The sequence below is a fragment of the Photorhabdus sp. HUG-39 genome (genome assembly GCF_963878365.1).
Taxonomy (GTDB): Bacteria; Pseudomonadota; Gammaproteobacteria; order Enterobacterales; family Enterobacteriaceae; genus Photorhabdus; species Photorhabdus kayaii.
The window spans coordinates 92,107-115,011 of record NZ_CAWNWY010000013.1 but is presented as its reverse complement, the minus strand read 5'-3'; the positions used below and the strand labels follow the sequence as shown (position 1 = coordinate 115,011).

The 22,905-nt window shown below is 43.8% G+C and carries 6 protein-coding genes; 1 reads left to right on the top strand and 5 read right to left on the bottom strand.

Translation table 11 applies throughout. The annotated features are described in order from the left end of the window. Positions 1-51 precede the first annotated feature (51 nt). Positions 52-4,482, bottom strand: coding sequence for a SpvB/TcaC N-terminal domain-containing protein (locus tag AAC155_RS10805; protein WP_113042137.1), 4,431 nt, complete (start codon positions 4,480-4,482; stop codon positions 52-54). Between the two features lie 52 nt (positions 4,483-4,534). Continuing rightward, positions 4,535-12,085: a Tc toxin subunit A-related protein gene (locus AAC155_RS10800; RefSeq protein ID WP_113042136.1), complete on the bottom strand. Its 7,551-nt coding sequence runs from the start codon at positions 12,083-12,085 to the stop codon at positions 4,535-4,537. A 693-nt stretch (positions 12,086-12,778) separates the two neighbouring features. Between AAC155_RS10800 and AAC155_RS10795 the strand changes: the two genes are divergently transcribed. Further along, on the top strand, positions 12,779-13,693 hold the full coding sequence (locus tag AAC155_RS10795) for a LysR family transcriptional regulator (RefSeq protein ID WP_113042135.1): 915 nt from the start codon (positions 12,779-12,781) through the stop codon (positions 13,691-13,693). Between the two features lie 162 nt (positions 13,694-13,855). Here AAC155_RS10795 and AAC155_RS10790 read toward each other — a convergent pair whose 3' ends face one another. The 3 genes from AAC155_RS10790 to AAC155_RS10780 form a co-directional block, all read right to left on the bottom strand. After that, a complete protein-coding gene (locus tag AAC155_RS10790) occupies positions 13,856-16,672 on the bottom strand; it encodes an RHS repeat-associated core domain-containing protein (protein ID WP_113042151.1) in 2,817 nt (938 codons plus the stop codon). A gap of 192 nt (positions 16,673-16,864) precedes the next feature. Then, positions 16,865-19,981, bottom strand: coding sequence for a Tc toxin subunit A-related protein (locus AAC155_RS10785; RefSeq protein WP_392392111.1), 3,117 nt, complete (start codon positions 19,979-19,981; stop codon positions 16,865-16,867). Then, entirely contained in the window at positions 19,933-22,683 is a 2,751-nt protein-coding gene (locus AAC155_RS10780) for a neuraminidase-like domain-containing protein (protein WP_229015593.1), read from the bottom strand. The genes AAC155_RS10785 and AAC155_RS10780 overlap by 49 nt, the downstream gene beginning before the upstream one ends. Positions 22,684-22,905 lie beyond the last annotated feature (222 nt).

Below are 22,905 nucleotides of genomic sequence, written 5' to 3'. Positions count from 1 at the left end.
ATGCAGTATTATATCCGCTCGTTAACATTAAACGAGCGAATACGGGTTCAATTACACGATCGCGTCAACGGCCAAATCATTTTCATCCTCACTCACGATAAACCACGGAAAATATTGGCTCTGTCGCAGCCAGCCTTTTGCGGTGATAACCCGGATTTCCCGCCCAATCGGATCATAGATATGCGTATCGGCATAGGCCCCTTTTCTGGCACTGTCATCACTCACATATCGCCAATCGTTGAGGAAATAGGGCTGATAAGTTCGTATCGTCTGACCCTTATTATCATATTCGGTGCGTCCCGTGACCGCCCAGCGCGTTTTGGTATCCTCCATTTTTGTCACCAAAGAGCCGTCTTGGTTACGTTGCCAAGCTTCGCCTGCCTCATGCCGTACAGACGCTTGCAATAGACGGCCAAAACCATCACTGAATGCGACTTGTTGACGAATTTGCTGTTCAGAATCATGGTCATAACGATCCGTGGTCAGTGTAAGGTTATGGGGAGGAAAACCGATGCTATTGGTTAACAGGTTAACCAATGGTGTGCTAGCCTGTTGACTTTGTAGCCAACGGCGGCGAGCTAGCGCGCAAATACGCCAATCTTCCGTGATAATCCGTAAATCACGCAGCGTTTTCTGCTCTTCTTGCGTTAATGTGTTGAAGGTTTCCTGACTGAATGGTGGCATCCAACTGTCTGGCGCATAGACCAGACACAGCGCGACAGGGAGTGGCCCGGTCAGATCAATGGCGGTATTAACATCGGCTGGTGGAGAGAATGGTTTTTCTTCTGGTGAAGAGTAACCTGTTGCCACACCACTTTCGATCCCCCAGAAGCGTTGTGTGACAGGGCGCCCCAGTGCATCCAAGGTCATGAGATGCACATTATCATTGATATCAGTCAGTTGCACAGGTGTGAGAAAACGCCAGTCATAATTGGCTGAGACAGTCAAACCAGCAGCGTCTTGGGTTTGAGTGATGACACAGTAGTAGGTATCCCATTTCAGGGTCGTTTTCCCAGTTAACAGGGTGTTACGTTGTGCGACAGGACGCCAAAATTGTGTCTCAGTCCCGTAATCGGTATAGCCTTTACGTGCTACCCAGACTTTGTTTTCGCCGGTGCGTGGGAAAAGGTAAGGTTCTTGTTGATATCCTGCTTGTGTCAGAATGCCGGGTAATTCATCTGGCGTGATACCGCCATCGAATGCGGATAACAGGGATTCTGTCAATACCGCCGTTTCGGTAAAGGCGATTAAAGCTTGCCATGTCGGTATTTCCAATGGCGCTTGGTTTTTTCCATCGGTATAGAACGTTCGTTGCTGGTTGAGGTATTCGCGTGGTTTATCATCGGCAATCAGGCTATTTTCAGCACATAGGGCTTCCAGATTTAAACCGTCAATAGGCACATGTTTGGCATCGTAAGTAAAGGCATCACTGCGTGTACCATCCGGTAATCCCAACACTCTGAGTTCATTACCGATTAGATGGTGCCAACTGGATTGCTGGTAGGTTAACTGCAATCGCTGTTGTTGGTCGTCATAACTGCTGGCAAACAGCGTATCCGGTAGTGTATCGGGATACGGATTGGTTGTTGGTTTATTGCGGCGGGGATATTGCACTGAAACCTGTTTCAGGGGTTGTCCGAACAGGTCACTGGACAGCGTGATATCCTGATTGCACAGGGGATCACTGATAATACGTTCATAGTGATAACTACGGCTCTCGACGACTGAAGCCCAGAGCACCGGGGAAGAGGTAGTGTCATCTTGTAATTGGCGCACTTGTGGACGGGATTCAGTCACTGTATAGGGGATCTTTTGCTGTGGGCTGCCATCTAGCCCGTAGAGTTCACTACGCAGTGGTTGGCCTTTTAGTGCCCGGTTTAACCAGTACCGATTATGCTCATCTTCCGGTGTCACAGGAACATCTTTGCCCTCTTTCCAGAGAGTAAAGCGTGGCGTAAAACCGGTGAAAGCTTGCTTATCGCCACGCCAATACCCGGCGGATAGCGTATTGTCTACCTCAGGGATTCCGGTGGCATACCAGTTTTTGGTGAGTGCCGATGGTGTACGTTCCGGCGCATTACCTTGAGCCAGTTGATGGCTGTCTGTCTGCTCAACATAACCAAAGCCACGAAATTCCCGCTCATGTCCATCCCAAGCGCCGTGAGCGTAACGTAACGTGGTCACTAATTTGTTGCCGCTGATTTCATCCTCGGTTTCTGTTTGCCAAAGGGTATGGACCGGGAAGGGCAGGTAACAGACCGGTGTTTGTCCGGTCGCTAAGGCTGCGGCTTTTTCATCCAGCCAGAACTGGACAGAGCTACGGTAATGCAGGGTGTGATGAGCGCCCATATTGTTGTTCATTTCACTGAGTAACCACGGTTTCGCGTTAGTCAGATCGCAGCGCCAATGATGTGGTGCCATATGCGGTACGCTCAGGATCAGGCTGACAGCCCCTAATCCTTGTACATCGGCCACTTGTAACTGGCAAGTATCATCAAAATGCAGGCCGTCAGGAAAATGGAGTGTGAATGGTTTTGCAAAACCGTTACCACTTTCATTTCTGAAAATCTCCAGACGGTCAGCATGAACATAAATCAAATCGGCAGGACCGCTGCCGTCCAGATCGGCCAGATGAATCCGGTTAGGATTAAAATTGGCGGCAGATTGGCTGAATCCCGGCAATGTGATTGGCTGACCAAAGCGGCCATGTCCCAAATTTGGCCAGCAGGTGACTTGAGTTGCACTAACTTCAACCAGATGTGCTTGGCCCGAACCGAGTACGTCACTAAATGCCACTAACTTACGGGCATCGGCACCCGGTAACGGCAGGGTGATATCACCGGATTGCACCACATCCCGTCCTTCGGTAAAACCATCACGGTTATTAGCATACAAGCGCACGCTTTTGGGACCAATCAGCACTAAATCGGATAGCCCGGCCCCCATTAAATCGGCAAGTTGAGCGCGAGGATGAGAATATTCTATCGGCAAAGCATGTAATGGTGTAAAACGTGTCCAGCTACCATCCGGGTGTTGGCTGTGATAGCCCCTTAATCCCGGCCCGGTGATAATCCAGTCCAGTTGCCCGTCACCGTTAATATCCATCAGTGAAGCGTTATCCTGCAAAGCTGGCATGATGGGGAGGAGTTGCATTTTCCCCCAGGTAACCGCATTTACCTCTTCCCCTGCCTGACGTTGGGCAGATCGGTACCACCAGCCATTTCTATCCTGATACAGAATACCGGGTACGCCTTCTCCTTTAAGGTCAAGCAGTTGCCAGCGCTGAATGGTGTTGAAATTTGCCAGTACATCCATTGGTTGCCAGAGTGCTTTTTGTTCTGGCTCAAAAGGCTGGTAAGCCAGTTCCAGTGGTGGCAGTGAGATGACGGTATTGTTGTCCTCATGGCCTATCCGACGGACAGAAACGAGCGTGCTGATCACCGCGTTTTCATCATAATCCAGTATCAGACGTGAAACCAAAGCGGGTTCATCGTCTCCTTTTGTTTGACCAGACAGGGTTTGTAGACGGTGAAACATCAGTATTTGGCGGCATAGACGCCGGGTACGCAATTCAAAACCGTATTCATAACGGGAAAAACGGTCTTGGCGGCAAAGCCAGTGACTTATGGCTTTAAACGGCGGCATTTCAGATAAGCTGTTTTTGCGCTCACCGTAATCAAATACTAAACAGAATAACCAGCTAGATTTGAGTGGGTCATCTCCGTTTAGTGTGGGAAAAACGTCGCTGGCGGTCAGGTTACCGTAATGTACTGTTTGCAGGTAGCGCTGAACGGTTGCGTTCGGGTGGGCTGTGAGCTCGTCAGTTTCACAACCTGTTTCATCTTCGGCGCGATACTGATAATAAATCTGCTCACCGTGGGATGATACCGAGGCTTCCAACAGCCATTGTGCCGTTTGGTTAACATTGAGTGGATTGCTGATACGTGCCTGAGGATTTTTGCCCAGTAAATGGACCTGTCCGTCGGGGCTGTATATCAGCCAGAAATCGGTTGTGCCGGTTGTTTGGGGTTGCCAGTATTCCAATCGGCTAAAGTGGCTTTCCAAACGGGAGCGATAACCGGTAACGGTGAAAGTCGCCCCTAAATTGATGCCCTGCAATGAGGATTCACTGCGGATATCAGCTTGACCGCTCTCATTTAATGCTATTACCAACACTTCACCTTCTGGCCCCAGAAAAGTATCGGTTTCATCGTAATTCGGCACGCCAGTACTGGTGCGACGACGAATTGTCATGACGTTGCAATCCCAACCGAGACCAAACGGGCTGTTACCGGTTCCGCTGTTGTAATTCAAGGTGAGCGATGGGGAGTAACCCCGCCCGGCAGAAATGGGTAATGGCAGGGATAAGGCGGCCATACCATCCGGCCCGGTGGGTGTTAATGCTTCACCCATACCGGTAATGGCCCCGCCGCCCTTGGGTAATGACAGCTCGGCAACACTGAATGTCTGTGAATTCTGCATGAAAACTCCTTACAGGCTCCGATTCGGAGCCTGTTTTAGTACGTTGGGACGGTTATTTAATGGTGTAGCGAATATGCAAAATGATATCGTTCAGGGTTTTTAGCATAGTGGTTTGTTTACCTTTGTCCGGCGTTGATGCATTTGGGAAGCACAGGGTCAGCGTGCCTTGATCAATGGCGATACCTTCGAATGGCAGGAATTTGCCATCGTTGAAATCGAGCTGGAACTGGCCGCTGTCATTCATACCGTGAGAAACAGCCAACGCTTCACAGCCGTTAGCTAATCCGGCTTTATCGCCGTAAGACAATATTGCCTGCACATCCTGATAGGGTCCCAGTAGCGCGGGCAGGGTGACACTGATCTGTTTGATACGTCGAATTTTGCCAATGGATTCCGGGTAATCTTCACGGATTTTCAAATCAGCTAATGAAATGGATGCCTGTAAAGAGGTTTTAGTGTCCGTGCCAGCGCCAAATGCCAAATTATTATTGCCACTGCCGGCACTGCCTGAGCCTTCATTCACCAGCTTCTCGATTTCCTGAGTCAGGGAGAATGGACCTTTATCTTGTGGCAATCCAGCATAAACTTCGGCCAGCGACACCGTGCGTTCGACCTCCAGTGCGCGTTTATCGCGTTTCAAATGGGCATCTTCCATTTGTGCCAGACTCAACATCAAGGTTTCACCAGCAAGCAGGCCGGCATAGGTTCCTTGCCAGGCGCCCGGTTTAATAAAGCGTGCAGAGTCATCATTGAGTTCCCAACGGTAAGCCTGTTCTGCCATTAAACAACGTGTGACAGCCAAATCGTAGAACTGGAAGTAAATCGCCGCCAGTCGGCCCCGTAGCCAGTTGTACAACGCTTGATTGCTGAACTTACGTTGCAGGAAGGCCAATTGGGATTGAGTCTGTTCTTGTTGGGTTTTCAGGCTGTTTTTTTGCAATACGGCGGCTTCACGGCGTACTGCCAACGATTTAAGTTGGGCGTCGAGTTGTTTCAGTTCCGCTTCGGCATTATTACGCTGGATCTCCCACTCCTGACGGCGGCGACGGTAGGTTTCAGATTGGCTAATTTTATCCGCTTCGGTGTTCATAACATTAGCGGAGAATTCCATCACATAACCTGTTGCCTCAGCGATGGCCCCCCAACGGCTACCACCACCGGCGAAGCCGAAGATGTTAGGCACCAAATCAGCCGCCGCGCCAGCCAGACGGGATGCCTGAACTGCCGTGGTGAGCCCGGCTGCGGTCGCTCGTAGCGTCATGGCTTGGTTTTCGCCAGCGTTGATGTTTTCATCGTACAGTTTGCTGTAGCTATCAAAGCGCGATTGTGCCCCCGCTTTGGATTTTTCCAGCACGGTTTTCTCGGCATCCAATTCTTCAATGGTTTTGTCCTGAATGCTCAGGTTAGTCAATATCAGATCTGCGGCCTGATTTTGTAATAACGCATTGAGTGCTTCCGCGTCCTGACGCTCGATAATATTTTGTAACGTGGAGCCGAACTGGATGAGTTGGCTAACCATGCCGCGTGCATTTTCCAGCATGTGCGGGAAGCGCCACAGGGACATAAATGACTCTGGTAGTTTGCCTCCACTTTGAGAAGTGGCAACGGCGGCGCTGAGTAACGCTTTTGGATCTGCTGGTGCGGCATAGATTGGCAGATATAGCGGTTGACCGTCGATAGAGAGGTTATGACGCAGGTTGTATACTCTCTGAGCTAATGTCTGCCAGTAGTTCATCATCACTTCATTAATTTGTGGCAGGAAGAGATCGGTCAGGGTATTGGCGCTGCGCAATGTTAAAAGTGCTGGTGTACTCTGCCGCAGAGCAACTATTGAGCTGGCGTGAGCATTTTGGGTAGTAATATCCGCGGCTCTGTCTAGTCGAGGATCATTCCATGTCGTACTCAGCGGTAGGTAAGGTTTGTCGCCCAATAGATGCAGTGCTTGCATATACCACATCTTCGCTTCGTTAAGCGTATCCCGCTCCAGTTGGCGGTAAGCCTGATCGCCGCGTGCTATCAACAGATCGAGAGTACGCATAAAGGTTGAGACTTTGTAGTGCATTGGATCGTGTTGTGCTACCGCGTCAGGATCGACAGAATCCAAAGGATTGCTGTTCCAACTGGTATCTTCCAGTAACGGACGGACATTCCAGTGGTAGTTCTGAATCTGGCCGTGGACAATATACCCGGATGGGCTCCAGACATATTTCAGCCAGCGGTTCGCTTCATCAAAGTTTTGCTCATGCAACAAACGTTGAGCAACCAGCATCGGGGTATAGTAGAACAGTTCCCAGAAGTAGAGGCTGTTAGCGCCGCTGAAATCCATTGGTTCTGTGAAAGTGGGCACGACTCTAGCTGATGAAAGCCCTGGGAAAGTCCCATTCTTATAGGTAGTGTCGAATATAGCGAGTTCATCATTATTATCCTTTTTAACAAAGCGGATAGCATTTGTTTCCTGTTTTTGATAAACCGCATAGACATAGAGATTATCTTTGTTTCCATGAGCATCATCAAAACGGGATAAGAATAATTGTATTTTTGTTGGTGTTATATCGCTTAGTGTCCCTTGATAAATAGGGAATTTATCACCCGATTTAAAAATATCATAATACATAATCGTAAAGGATTTATCAGTGCCGTGGATTTCTGGATTATATTTATCCATAACTAATTCCACGTAGGCCCCAATTCCCATCATAGATTCTTGGATATTTTGGGTTTCCATACTGAGAATTGTATCGATTCCGGTGGTGGCTCGTGCAACCAACTGGCGGGCAAATAGGGTATTCAGGCGAGTACGATAGGCTTGCCATTGCATATATTGCGCACCATTTTCATTATGGTGCAGGGTCAGAGCATTATCGGTACTCACCTTGCGGATAACAGGAATACTGAAACTTTCATAACCCAGTTTGCGGCCATCTTCTGCAAATGCGGTAAACGTAACATCAATACTGGCTGAATTGTTAATAAAGTTCAGACCAGAACCGTCTATTTCAAGGGCATTAAATTGATAATTCATTTCATCAAAGCTAGGTGATGGCTGAATGGAGACATCTTTATCTGCGGTAAAAGTTTTCTCCTTGCCACCCACTTTGACTATTATCTGAACTTTTGCAGGAGAAATTGCAGTATTAATCTCTACTGGGCCTGAAACATCAGTTGCAGTCCCTTTACTGTCAGTCATAAAGATGTATTGCTTAAGATCATCCGGTTTATTCAGAGAGTCTGTAGCATAATCATCACCAATGGCGGCATTTTGGTTGGTTAGAGAACGTTTTGCTCCAGGAATCCAAGCTTCTACTTTAGATGGATAAGTGGTGTCACGGTGGAATAGTAGTCTCCCTTGATTGAGTCCGCTGGTGTTTCCGCTATATTGATAGACGGGGTAAAACATGAGCTTATTTGACGAGTTATTTGGATTGACCCCCAAGCTAGTATAAACAATAAATTTATCACCCAGTTTGCCATATTTATTCATCAGGTTGCATTGGTTGCGTTGCTGACCTTCATATCCGTTATGAATAATTCTTAATTTTGGGGAGATATAGATTTTTAAATCACTTGATGTGGCTTTATAACTGATAATCGGAATATCCCCGTTATATACCATGCTGAGGTAATAATCTCCCCAATAATAATCTTTTCGGCTATTTACCGATGAAGGGATTTCATAATTCTCTGCGTAGCGGTTATTCACTCTTCTGACACTATTAGTGTCAAATTGTTTATAACTGTTATCCCGATAAACATTGCTCTGTCCTAAGGTCATATCTTTGGATGCCATGTCGGCAAAGATATATAGCCCTTGCATTGCAGCGGTTTTATAACTATCTAGTGTATCTTGTTGGTTATAAAACATCACCAGCAACGTATCTTCACCTTGATAACCGGCACAATAGAGTCCGGGCGCTTTATTTTTTGCCAGTTCTAGCTTGGATATTTTTTCATTGACATCAAAGGTGATTGGCGTATTCCAGGTGCCGTCATAGCGGATATGCGCCAATTTCAGCTCATAACGATAATCCGTCTCGGTTTGATAGCCATCTTTGCTATTTCCTGTCTGTTTGGTGATCTCCTTTTGTTCCAACCAGAGCAGATACAAGCGGGATTTGTACATCACAGGGCGGATAGTGCTTCGGTAAGGATTAATTGGGCAATCAATTTTGTGCCATTCGCTCCAGGCGTTAGCTGCGAATTTACCATCGCTGAATTTATTGTGATCGACACTGCGCCAATAATATTCACCGGCATCAGTTTCACTGAGTCCGATAAAATAGGTCAGCCCTTGATCGTTGTTAATATTATCGTGATATGCGCTAACAACTTTGAGATTAGCCACCTGTTCAAACGATGTCAGATAAGACATAAAGGCGTCTTCGACCGTATCGGCGTTTAATTGGCTTTGGCTGACGGATTGCAATAATGAGTCCATCATTTTGGTTTGTCCGATGCGTATGGTCGGATCAATATAGTTTTCCGGGTAGTAAACTAATTGAGAAACACCAGCCCAAGTGCTGTAGCGTTTATTATATTTGTCCCAGTCGATAAAGAATTGGCGGCTGATAACCCCCGAATTGGCATTTTCTTCCACATTTTCCAGCGCCCGGTTAACGTACAGTTGAATGCTGGCAATGGCTTCGGCGATTCGGGTGGTTTTGATTGCAGCGGAAACCTGATTATCAATCAGCAAGTATTGATACAGGTCATCACGGCTTTTAATGGCCGCCGCTGGTTTGGCGACTTGACGGATATAGTAGGTGCTTAATGCGGCACTGCGGGATTCATCCAGAAAAGCGTGTAATGTATCCGCTTGTTGTGAATTCAATCCGGCGGTTAATATTCCCGCCGCGTTTTCCCACTGGGCATAGGTCGGCGTCTCTTTCATTGATTGAATATAATCCAGTCCGACCAAAGCAGAAACGCCCTGAGGGGCGACATTCAATTGTTGTGCAACATTAACCCATTGCAGGATGGTATTGATAGATGTCCAACAGGAGAAAGCATTTTCTTGAGTCACTGGAGGAAGGTGTTGATGGTTTTGTGCTTGAGTACTGGCTTGCAACAACAAATTGGCATCAAGATTCATAGCGTCAGCCAGTTGTTCTGCCGTTAAAGTGTTAGCTTCTAATGCCGCTAATACGGAGGAGGCTTTTTCGCCTAGTGCGTTAACCCAATCCGCAAAACGTGTCAGCATGATCAATGAAAGTGCATCATGCGTAGGAGCTGCCTCAGTCGCAGCGCCAAACATCTCTGGTTTTGTCACAAACAGGCGGAAGGCGTTTTCGTTAATGCTGGTGGAATGGTAAACCATTTCCAATTGTGCCAGAGCCTGACAGTACTGAACGATATGTTCCTGCATTTCTGCTGCTTCCGATGAACCTGGCGTATACTGAGTATTCAACCAGTCCCAGAATTTTTCTGCTGTCATTGCGCCGTCGCCGGGCTTTAACTTGTCTGCCCAAAGTAGCACTGAATGGGCGACATTTTCTGATGATAATTGCAAGGTAGCCGCAATATAAGGCGCCATAACATGTAGTAAATCTGCTTTGTCTTTATCAAAACCTTGTAAACCGTGGTAAACGGTATCTAGCAGATTCTTAATTTCAGGCGTTAGCGTTTTGTTATAGCTGGTGGAGGTCATAATAAACAACTGGAACACGCTCCACTTCTGTATATGTAACCAGCCGGTAATGGTATTGAGTTTTCTGATCAGGCTAGCCAATTGCTTATCATTGATAGCGGATAAATTAGTTTCTCCTTCACCCACAGCGACCAGCAATAAATCCAATTCATCAATGGTTAATTGATGGATTTCTGCCAATAATTTCCCAATATATAAATTGGAAAGATTCCTTAGGCTATTTTTAATCTTTCCGTCTTTATTATTATGGTCGGTAATTTTAAGCAGGCGGTAGAGCGAGACATCATCGATATTAAATGCACGCTTGAGTATGGTTTTGCGCCAATCGCCGGTGCTGCCTGGATTTAAATCAACCTCTTCATCTCCTGTAGAAAAATATTGGCCGTTCAGTAATGGCGTATTAAACAGGCGATCAAATTGGCTAGTTTGATTCTCATATGAGCGTTGTGAAATAAGCGCATTGCAGAGTATTAGGGCAGTTTCAGCATCAATAGCATAACGCTGCATATAATATTTAGTCAGAAAAACTTTACCTAATACTTCTGTGTTGATATCCAGTTGCTGATTAACACTGCGCACAATGCCTTCCAGAATCGTGGGTGACAATTCTGTTGCACGGGATAGACGAATCGCTTTATTGAGTTTTAGCAGGAAAGAGTATTGGTTATATTCCTCAACGGTAAATTTTGCGGCGGCATAGGCGTAATTAGTATTAGGAAGTACTCGTGTCAGGCCAATTTCAAAAGGTTGACTGATATCAGTGGTACTTAATGTGATATTTTCAGAGTATTCTATGTTGACCTGAGGAGCGCCTTCAGTTCGAATAAGCTCTCTTTTGTCATTTAACTTGATGGATAAATAAGTGGCATTCCAAAAATCTTTGAATTTATAATCTAACCGATAATTTTCACCACCGAAGGGAAACAGTTCCACGTCCACTTGATAGGCATTTGTTGTATATTCGCGGGTAATCCGATATACCTTAACCGTGCCATCACTGCTGTTAACTACTGGAGTAATAAGCTGGTTATGACTATATTCCTGTTGACCAAAATTGCTGGCTTTACCAATAAACTGGCTAAGTTCTTCATCACTTAAATTGTAATAACGTTTAAGATATTCCGGCATAGCCAGTGAGGCCGGTTCGATATTACCAAAATTTTTCTCATAAAGTTCCTCAGCATTACCTTCGGTAATCTCCTCCGTCAGGATATTAAACAACTCAGGTGAGATTGAGGCGTTAATACCCAATAGGGAGGCTTGATGCATTAGCCCGGCAATTGCCGGTGATGCATTTAATTGCTCAAGCCCAGGATCTTGTAGCTGGATAACTTCACGCACATTTTCATAAGCATCGTGATAAGGCGTCGCGCCGGAAGGACGGAAAGTGGAGAGCATTTCCATCACTTTAGTATAGTTATCCAGCTTAGACTCAGTTTTAATACTTTCCAACAATAGCTCATTGGATAACGAGAGAGTGGAAAGTTCGGTATCCATATTTTGTTGGCTGAGCGCCATTGATTTGAGATCTGGGCGGCGGGTATCCAGATAATAAACGGAGTTGCTGGCGTGTAAATTGCGAGCCTCACGATAAAGCTCAGTCAAATAAGCGGCGGGGGAGAACATGGAGGAAACGGTACCCGGTGCGACATATTGACTGGCTCTACCGCTAAATTGGCTGTTATAGCCTATCAGTTCGACATTAGGGGCGATGATGGCAAGATGTACGGCATTTTGTAATTGAGGATTCGCGCGTTTAAGAATACGGGCTTCATATAGCCGATTATCCTTTTGGGCCTGTTGGGCATCATGATATAAGTCGTGTGCTTCGGACCAAGAGAGGTGAGCAGATACTTGTTGGTGAAATTCGTTAAAAGAGCTGTGGCTAATATCTGTCAGGCAATTAAAACCACATTGGTTTTTTAATACATCAGGTATCTCTTTTACAGGCGAATTCATATTTATTCCTTTTAAATCATAAAGTAAATGAAACATCCGTGTTGCCTTTACATCATGGATCAATCAGAGAATGATTCCGTTCCATCGGAAGAAGATATGATTAAGTACAGGCTTTGAGAAATAGCTGAGATATGCATAGAAATAGTTTGCGAGGTGTAAAGAGGCATATCTTGATCTCTCAGAGAATCACTATCTCACTGTTTTCTTTAAATAGCTGTTGCAAAAAAAGCAGATGCAAAATTTGCAACTGATTTTCTAATCAGAGTTGGCTGGAAATGGCGCTGTGTTGTTTTCATGATGAACTGTACGAGGGAAGCGAAGTTCAGTGATAACTAATATAAATTATTAAGTTTATTTAATCTTAAAATTGCAATCATTACATGTTGAGCATGATAGTGTTTTTCAACTAATTGAAATGTTTAATTAAAGAGCTAATCACGCCTATTTTTCCGTAATGATAATATGTCAAATTTCTTTATAATTATTATTGTAACATAAGGTGGGGGTATATTTATTTTGCAACAATAATAAAAATTGTTTGATAACTGCTAAGAATAAAGATGATAAAACTCAATCTCAGTTAATGCATACTTTGATGTTAAATAATGCAAAGAAGAAAAGTCGTTGTAATGTTTTCTTGTTAATATTCCATTCTATTTAGGATGGAATGATTAGTTAAAATAAGAAGGATATATGATGCTATTTTGTTCAAAGAACTTGAAGTATTTTATGGAGTCAGCGAAAAGAGAGTCATTCACTTTAGCAGCGGATACGCTTTGTATTACTCCCTCTCCCTTAAGTAGGATCATATATCAACTGGAACAACGTGTAGGTTGCCAATTATTTGAAAGATTACCGGGAAGGACTAAACTGACTGAGGAAGGGATGGCCTTATATCAGGAGCTATTGCCGTGCTATGAGAGGATGCAGCGTGTTGAGGATAACTGGCATTATCGGAGAAGCGAGAGATTAACGAACGCCGGCAAACTTATTATTGGGACCAGTGGAGAATATATTAATAAAATTTCGGCAGTGATAAAAAGAGCGGTGCAACGTTATCATTATCGTGATATTTACATAAAAAACAATTTTCTGGTTGATGATTCAGCAAGAAAAGAGGCAATATTTTCTTCTTTAATGAAAGAAGATATAACCGTCTATGTGACGACTGAACATTATCCTGATAACGATAATATTATAAGAATAGATGGAACTTATCAGGTGCTGCGTCTTGCTATCGCTAATGATATTTTGGGATCGGAAAGTCATGCTGATGATATTATATCCACATTGCCTTTGGCTCAGCATAATAGCGCTTTCTTGAAACAATGTGACGGCTTTATTCCACTGAATGGTCTACCTGAGTACCAAAATTTAACTTTGCTAACTGTTCCTGATTTCTCTAATCGGTTGGATTTAGTGAGATCAGGTATCGCGATAAGTTTAATGACACCTAATGAAGCGATCTGTTCTGCTGATCTTCATAAAGGTATTACCTTTTTGAATTTTAAATCGTATCCAACACCATCAGTGAAATATTGTGCTTATACTCTTAGACACAAATATAAAGAACCATTGAATTTATTGATTTCCGATTTAATTGTCTAGGATTGATCTGAGATATTTATCATTGCATTAATTAAACCATTTGTCTGGATTAATGAAATATTATCGTGATTGAATGAAACTTTCTTGAAATTTTAATGATTGGTTGTGAAATCCCCTGAATTAAAGTTCAGGGGATCGTTTATTAATTACTATTTTATCAATTTAATTTGTACTGGATGATCTAAAGCTGCCGGTATAAGTATCACGTACATTCCTATGAGTAATCGCTGATGGTTTAATATCTTGTAATAATACATAGGTATCTCTACCTTGATGTCTCATTGAAACAACTTCGAACGGTGTTTCTCTGGGGAATAGTATTTCTGCTTGCCCCGCTTCTGGTCCATTGGCTCTTATTTTCAATTTTTCAACAAAGCTTTTCCTAGAATCATCTAAATCCATTTTAAATACTTTCTCCGCACTTTCGTTATTATACTTAGATTTTGCTGCCACATTGACACCTGCATTGGTTAAAAATGCCATTTTGACATATCGAGTTTCACTGGTTTCTTTTTTATGCACAAAATTCAGAAAACCACGATGGGCCGATGTTGATAAATAAGCATTATCTGAAACGATATCACCAACGTTGATGCTATTTCCTTCCTGTGGAGAGTGCCAAGGGGAGGGCTTGGAATTATCTATATAGGTCATCACTCGATAAGTTACCCGCATTTGTCTATCTTGCAGGGCAGATAATGAGGAATCTAAATCTTTCACTATCGATGTAATACGGTTTTCTCTTATTGCAGTATTAATTTGCGAGCTATCCGTGGTGTAATCTTTAATTGGGCTAGTATCTACACCGGGATTGTTGGCCAATAATTGATGGGCTTCTTGCTCTGTTTGGGTAGCGATAGCTCTTTGGCGTTTGAAAGTTTGAGGTTTCGCCATTTTTTTATAAACGGCTTCTTCCATTCCTGTAAAGGAACCCTGTTTTATTATCGCTTCTTCTGTTCTGTTGGCTGGAGATAATCCCTGAACATCAAATTGCGTCACCGGGTTATTTCTCACCATGCGATATAAATTCAGTCCATCAATGGTTCCGGCCGGGTCTGCACTTAACCATCTGCCCGCCCACGGTTGGTAATAACGGTAGCCGTAATAATACAGCCCGGTAGCATCCCGCTCTTTACCTGAATAACGAATGGTTTTATAGCTGGCTTCGGTTTGATTCCTTGCTGCCCACAGTGCTGTACCGCCAAATGGATAATATTCTTCCTCACTGATAATTTGTCCTTCGCTATCTAATTCAAGTTGGCTGGAACCGATAAGATTATCGTAGCTGTAACGAAGTTGATTGTTGTTGATATCTTCGGGTTTTCCGCTCTCCCAATGTAATACCCGGACTTGCGCACGACCAGCTTTACCGAGTGTGATAACTTGCAAATATTCCGTGGTAGTACTGCCATGTTGGGTTGTGCGTAGTTCTAGCCCCGGCAGATAAGTGACTCTTTGCTGTTGCGCGATATTCTGAGTTTGTTGTTCATTCACTTTTAGCTGTCGTGTGCCGTTGCTATCGTAGCGATACCACTCATTTCCTGCGCTACTGTTGACTTGTTTCAATTCGCCTCGCGGTGTCCATATTAGAACTTGACCGGATAATAAGTTGGTTTGATGGCCTCCCGCATCAAATAAGGCATCAACTTGGGTTGGATCTTCGGTCAGTGTGCTTAATACGGCACGGTTGCTGTAATTAGAAACCGTTATATTCGTCGTGTAGTTATTTTGCGTGGCAGGTGAACTATGCTGAATTTCCATCAAATTGCCGCCACGGTCATAACTATAGGTGCGGGTGTAGTTAGTGTAGGTGTTGTTATCAGCAGGTAGCGCAGGGGAGGGTAGTGGGTTATTTGGCTGACCTATATTGGCCATTTCACATCCGGTGGCACTGATAAGCTGATACAGGGAATCATAGGTATAGCTATTCTCCGGGATGACTTTTTGATTGCGCCAAAAGCGGGTGGCTTCCGCATCGTTACGGATATTGATCACATTGCCTACCGGGTCATATTGATAGCGTAGGTCTTGCAACACCTTGGCGTCTGATGGACGGTGAGTGGTAATGCCGATAAGCCGCTGAGTTTCCGGTTCATAGTTGTATTCGGTAATAATGCCGTTACCGTGCTCTTCGCGTAATTTTTGTCCGGCGGCGGAGTAGGTCAGCGATTTGATAATTACTTGTTCGGCCTGACCTTTTAATGTTAGCCAGCTCCCTTTTAGCTGACCGGCCACATCATAGGCTTGCCGCTGAATGTTGCCTTTAGCATCGGTCTGGGTAAGTAAAGCCCCGGTGGCATCGGTTTTATTTTGGGTGGTATAAACATCACTACTCAGTTTTTGCTGCCAGAGGTTCTGGTCTTCACCTGTCCAGTCGGCATCTTGGTTATCGACGAGCAGTTGTTGAGATTGTGATAAAACGGTGCCGGTCAGGGCAAGGCTGTTGAGTTGAGTGAGCCCTGCGGTATCGTAATGGCGGACACGCTGACCAACAAGGTTGTACTCTTTTTCCTGCGGCGTATTGCCGGCCCAGATAAGACGCTCGGTTGTTTTCTCTTCTGTCTGTGCTTGTTCGGTGATTGCGAGTAGGCGACCGGGTAGGGTGTTATCTTCATAAAGGTGATTTTGGCGGACACCGGTTGCGCTGATGGTCAATACCGGGCGACCTTCAATATCGTTGAGGGTAATTGTTCGGCCAGCATCGACGCTCTCTGTTCGCAGGATATTGCCGGTCAAATTATGCTGCCAGATAAAATTCGGTTGTACGGCGTTGTTAGTCTGCTTAGCATCATACAGGCGAGGATCAATGCTTTGGTTCAAATATCCGCCGGCATTATATTGATGGCGAGTAATACGCGGATCGGTATTTGCTTCTGCGGTAGCGCGGTGAAAACTAATATTACGGATAGCGAGTCCACGGTTATCGTGAACACTGACGGTCGGCGTATGGTGATAAAGTTTAGGGTCAATGTTTTTCATCGTCATTTACTTCCTTTGTTATGTTGAATAATTTGTGCAATTGTTATTTTGTCTGCATTACAGTGAACTAATGTTAAATTCAATCCTGCTATATAATAGGGATAATTTTTCTATTCAGGTAATTGAAATAACAGTGGCATGTAAGATGATTTTTAATAACAGGCCCTGATTAGGGCCTGTGGCAGGTGATGGCTATTCGAGAATAGTGTAACGAATGTGCAGAATAATGTCGGTCAGCATCTGTAATATGGTTTTTTGTTTACTGGTGGCATTGGGGAAACTTAGCGTTAATGTTCCCTTGTCATTAATATCGATTCCTTCAAACGGCAGGAATTTGCCATCGTTGAAATCGAGTTGGAATTGACCATTGTCATTCAGGCCGTGGGAGACCGCCAAGGCTTTACAACCTTTAGCTAAGCCGGTGGCGTCACCACCATAAGACAGAACCGCTTGAACATCTTGATAGGGTCCCAATAGTGACGGTAAGGAGACACTAATTTGTTTAATGCGGCGTGTTTTGCCTAACTGCATCTCTTCCGGGTAATCATCTTTGAGTTTCAGGTCTTGCAGGGTTAGCGTCGCGGATAGCGTATTGTTGGTTAATTTCAATTGATTACTGTCATTACCGACGGAAGTCTCTTTATCTTCTTGTAGCAACGCTTCAATTTTATCTTTCAATGTAAAGCTTTTTCCCTCTAAGGATTGGTACACCTGCGCCAGAGAAACCGTGCGTTCCACTTCCAGCGCACGTTGTTCTTGTTTCAGGTGCGCATCTTCCATTTGGGCCAGATTCAACATTAAGGTTTCTCCGGCAAGCAGACCGGCATAGGTTCCTTGCCAGGCTCCCGGTTTAATAAAGCGTGCAGAGGTATCATTGGTTTCCCAACGGTAAGCTTGTTCTGCCATCAGACAACGGGCGACGACTAAATCGTGAAATTGGAAGTAAATGGCAGCTAACCGACCACGTAACCAGTTGTACAGCGCTTGATTGCTGAATTTTCGTTGCAGGAAAGCCAGTTGAACTTGAGTTTGTTCCTGTTGGGTTTTCAGGCTGGTTTTTTGTAATACCGCTGCTTCGCGGCGTACCGTTAGCGATTTAAGTTGAGCATCGATTTGTTTCATCTCTGCTTCGGCATTATTACGCTGGATTTCCCACTCTTGACGGCGACGGCGCCATATTTCAGATTGAGAGACTTTCTCCGCTTCAATTAATAGACCGTCTGCGGCGATCCCGCCGCCAATAGCAATGGCATTGGCAATTGCCCCAAAGCGCGTTCCCCCGACCGCAAAGCCGTAGATGTTGGGTACCATCTCCAGTGCGGCGGCAGCCATATGCAAGCCTTTCAATCCGGCGGTAATACTTTGGGAAGCTATTCGCATATCCAGAGCTTGACGTTCACCGGCGTTGACATCTTCATCGTATAACTTGCTGTAGTTGTTAAAGCGCGATTGTGCCCCGGCTTTGGATTTTTCCAGCACGGTTTTTTCAGCATCTATTTCTTCGATGGTTTTGTCCTGAATGCTTAGCGTCGTTAATATCAGCTCCTTGGCTTGATTTTGCAGCAGAGCATTTAGGGCCTCAGCATCTTGGCGTTCAATAATATTTTGCAACGTGGAACCGAACTGTGTGAGTTGAGTGACCATGCTACGGGCATTTTCTAGCATATGCGGGAAGCGCCACAGTGACATAAATGGCTGTGGAAGCGAGCCGCCGCCTTGAGACGTAGCAACGGCAGCGCTGAGTAACGCTTTCGGCTCGGCCGGTGTGGCATACATCGGCAGATAGAGCGGTTGACCATCGATGGAGAGATTATGACGCAAGTTATACAGGCGCAGTTCCAGTTTGTTCCAGTAGCTCAGCATAACGTCGTTGATTTGTGGCAGGAAAAGATCGGTCAGGGTATTAGCGGAGCGCAATGATAATGATGGTATTTGCGTGCCTTGCCGTAGGGTGGTTATTGCGTAGGAATATGCTTTTTGTGTGGTAGTACTTGCGGCATTGTCCAGACGTGGATCATTCCATGCGGAACTCAGCGGCAGATAGGGTTTCTCACCTAATAGGTGCAGCGCTTGCATATACCACATTTTGGCCTCATTCAGCGTATCCCGCTCCAGTTGGCGATAGGCGTGATCGCCACGAGCCATCAACAGATCGAGAGTGCGCATAAAGGTGGCTACTTTATAGTGCATTGGATCGTGCTGTGCCACCGCGTCAGGATCGACGGAATCCAAAGGATCACTGTTCCAACTGGTGTTTTCCAATAACGGGCGCACATTCCAGCGATAGTTTTTAATTTGACCACGAATAATATAACCGGATGGGCTCCAGACATATTTCAGCCAACGGTTAGCTTCATCAAAGTTTTGTTCATGTAGCAAACGTTGAGCAACCAGCATCGGGGTATAGTAGAACAGTTCCCAGAAATAGAGACTGTTAGCGCCGCTGAAATCCATTGGTTCGCTCTTAACATTATTCAGGACATTGACGCTCTTAAAATGGGTCAAAATGGATTTAGGGTTTATTGTTACTATTCCTTTATCATCTCTAACAAAGTGAGGACCCCACCAGGTACCATCTGATTGAGATTGTTTAAAGGTCATATAGACCTTGACGTGGAAATCTTGATGCAATGGAACATCATCAAGAGGAATAAATAGCGTGGTGCTTACACTTGTATCTTTTAACTGGCCTGAATAGATAATATGTGAATTATCATCAGCAACATGTTTGATATAAAGCTTAAACCAACGTTCATCACCATGAGTTGATGAGTTATAGGGAGGCATCACGAACGTAGCATAAAAACCTTTACCTAATTGTGGTTCCTGAATATTTTGAGTTTCCATACTGAGAATTGTATCAATACCCGTAGTAGCACGTTCAACTAATTGGCGAGTAAATAGGGTATTCAGACGAATACGATAGGCTCCCCATTGCATATATTGAGCACCGTTTTCATTATGAAAAAGAGTGAGTGCGTTATCGGTTTTAACCTTTCGGGTAACCGGGATATTGAAAGTTTCATAGCCCAGTTTGCGTTCATCATCTGCCAGTGCGGTAAAAGTGACATCAATACTGGCTGAATTGTTAGTAAAATTCAGATTAGAGCCATCTATTTCGAGAGTATTAAATTGGTAACACATTTCTTCAAAGCTAGGTGATGGTTGAGCGGAGACATCCTTATTCGCCGTAAGAGAGTATTTTTTGCCAGCATTGATTGTGACTTGAACTTTTTCAGAAGAGATTGCAGTGTTGATATCTACTGGTCCACTAATATCGGTGGCAATCTGGCCTTCTTTATCTTCCATATATACCCTATGGATTTCAAGATGCATCGCGACGGCAAGGGAGTGAATCCCCGGGAGCATAGATAACTATGTGACCGGGGTGAGCGAGTGCAGCCAACAAAGAGGCAACTTGAAAGATGACGGGTATAGAAATATGATTTAAATAGATCTGTATTATTAATCTTATCGATAATACAATCTTGGTTACTACTCGTAGTTGTGGTTATTTCTTCTTTAGTTGTTGGGAACCAAGCCCTTACAGTACCAGTTGTATTGCTCCTATAAAATAGCAGACGTCCTTTTTCATTATTGCGGTATTGATAAACGGGATAGATAAGCTTTTCATTTTTAGAGTGATTTGGGTTTTTATTTATATTTGTATAAATAATGAATTTATCACCCAATTTGCCATATTTCTTTATTAGATTACACTGAATGCGCTCTCGACCTTCTTTTCCATCATGGATTATTCTTAATTTTGGTGAAATATTGATTTTTAAATCACTTGATGCAACTGTGTAATTGATAACTATACTTCCGCCATATACTTGGCTAAGATTATATTTTCCCCAATCATGGCTGTTGCTATGATTCATCAATGAAGGGATTTCATAATCCTCTGCATAGCGGTTATTTATTCTTATGATGCTATTAGTATCGAAATGTGTATAACCGTTATTTCGATAAGAGTTACATTGTTCATTGGTCATATCTTTGGAAGACATATCGGAGAAAATATATAATCCTTGCATTGGCGCAGTTTTATAATCATCCAATTTCTCTTTTTTGCTATAAAACATTACTAACAAGGTATCTTCCCCTTGATAACCTGCGCAATAGAGTCCAGGAGCTTGAGATTTTGTCAGTTCTAAAGCGAGTATTTTTTCATTTACATCAAAAGTGATTGGCACATTCCAGGTACCATCATAACGAATATGAGCCAATTTTAATTCATAGTGATAGTCAGTAATGACTTTATTATCCTTATCTTGTTTAGCTGTTTCCTTTTGTTCCAGCCAAATCAGATATAAGCGGGATTTATAGATAACTGGGCGGATGGTGCTTTGGTAGGGATTAATTGCGCAATCAATTTTATTCCATTCACTCCAGGCATTGGCGGAGAATTTACCGTCATTGAATTTACTGTGATCGACGCTGCGCCAGTAATATTGATTAACTTCTGTTTTACTGTGCCCGATAAAATAGGTCAGCCCTTGGTCATTATTAACGTTATCATGATAAGCACTAATGACTTCCAAATTAGCGACTTGTTCAAACGAGGTCAGGTAAGATTTAAATGCATCTTCTACCGTATCGGCATTTAATTGGCTTTGGCTGACGGATTGCAATAGTGTATCCATCATTTTCGTTTGTCCGATACGCATCGTCGGATCGATATAATTTTCGGGATAGTAAATTAATTGTGAAATGCCAGCCCAAGTACTATAACGTTTATTATACCCGTCATCTTTCAAGTTGCTTCTTTGTTGGCTGCACTCTCTCACCCCGGTCACATAGTTATCTATGCTCCCGGGGATTCGTTCCCTTGCCGCCGCGATGCATCTTGAAATCCATTGGGTATAGGAATATTGTGAAATAGGTGCGTTACATAGTATTAAGGAATTTTCAGTATCAATGTTGTATTTCTGCATATAGTATTTAACTAGAAATATTTTTCCTAATATTGTTGGAGTAATGTTCTGTTCTGGAACAATTTCATCTATTTTTAAAATCGGCAAGTTTACAGCTCGTGATAATAAAATAATTTTATTGATTTTTAGTAAATGTATTTTCTGAGCATTCAGTTCATTATTTGGATATTTGTGAATAAATTGGCTGAGCTCTTCATCACTAAAATTATAATAACTTTTCAGATATTCTGGCATTGCCAGCCAGGTAGGGTCAATATCGCCAAAGTTCTTTTTATAAATTTCATCTGCATTAGCCTCGGTAATCTCTTCTGTCAGAATATTAAGCAGCTCTGGTGAGATAGAGTTATTAATTCCTAGCAGTGAAGCTTGATGCATTAATCCGGCAACAGCGGGTGATTTCTGAAATTGCTCAAGTTTAGGATCTTGTAATTGGATAGCTTTACGCACATTTTCGTAAGCATCATGATAAGGTATTGTGCCGGAAGGACGGAAAGTGGATAACATTTCCATCACTTTAGTATCGCTGTCCAGATTAGACTTATTAGCTTTAATTCCTTTCAACAAAATTTCATTAGACAGAGAAAGCGTGGAAAGCTCGGTGTCCATATTTTGCTGATTGAGCTCCATTGATTGGAGATCTGGTCGGCGTTCATCCAGATGATAAACGGAGTCGCTGGCATGTAAATTACGTGCTTCACGATAGAGTTCAGTTAAATAAGCGGCGGGGGAGAACATAGAGGAAACCGAACCCGGCGCCACATATTGGCTGGCTCGGCTACCGAATTCATTATTGTAGCTTCTCAATTCAGCATGAGGGAGGGTAATACCGAGGTGCACTGCATTTTGTAACTGTGGGTTAGCGCGTTTGAGAATACGTGCTTCATATAATTGATTCTCTTTTTGTTCCTGTTGTGCATCACAATATAAACGGTTGGTCTCTGACCAAGAGAGATGATCAGAGACTTGCTGGCGGAATTCATTAAAAGAATAGTGGCAAATATCGGTCAGACAATTAATACCACATTGGCTTTGTAATACATCAGGTATCTCTTTATTCACGTATGCGTTCATGTTTATTCCTTTTAAATCATAAGGTAAATGAAACATCCGTGTGATCTCTGTACCATTGATACAATAAAAGAATGATTCCGTTCTATGGGAAGATGAGGATAATCACTATGTCACTGTTTTCTTCAAATAGCTGTTGCAAAAAAAGCAGCCGCAAAATTTGCAATTGGTTTTTGATTAAAGCTGGATGTGGAAAATCAGTAAAGGCCAGTTTTTTTATATATC

Coding starts and splice junctions, on each gene's coding strand:
- AAC155_RS10785 (WP_392392111.1), bottom strand. CDS start 19,981: ATGGAAGATAAAGAAGGCCAGATTGCCACCGATATTAGTGGACCAGTA.
- AAC155_RS10800 (WP_113042136.1), bottom strand. CDS start 12,085: ATGAATTCGCCTGTAAAAGAGATACCTGATGTATTAAAAAACCAATGT.
- AAC155_RS10780 (WP_229015593.1), bottom strand. CDS start 22,683: ATGAACGCATACGTGAATAAAGAGATACCTGATGTATTACAAAGCCAA.
- AAC155_RS10790 (WP_113042151.1), bottom strand. CDS start 16,672: ATGAAAAACATTGACCCTAAACTTTATCACCATACGCCGACCGTCAGT.
- AAC155_RS10805 (WP_113042137.1), bottom strand. CDS start 4,482: ATGCAGAATTCACAGACATTCAGTGTTGCCGAGCTGTCATTACCCAAG.
- AAC155_RS10795 (WP_113042135.1), top strand. CDS start 12,779: ATGATGCTATTTTGTTCAAAGAACTTGAAGTATTTTATGGAGTCAGCG.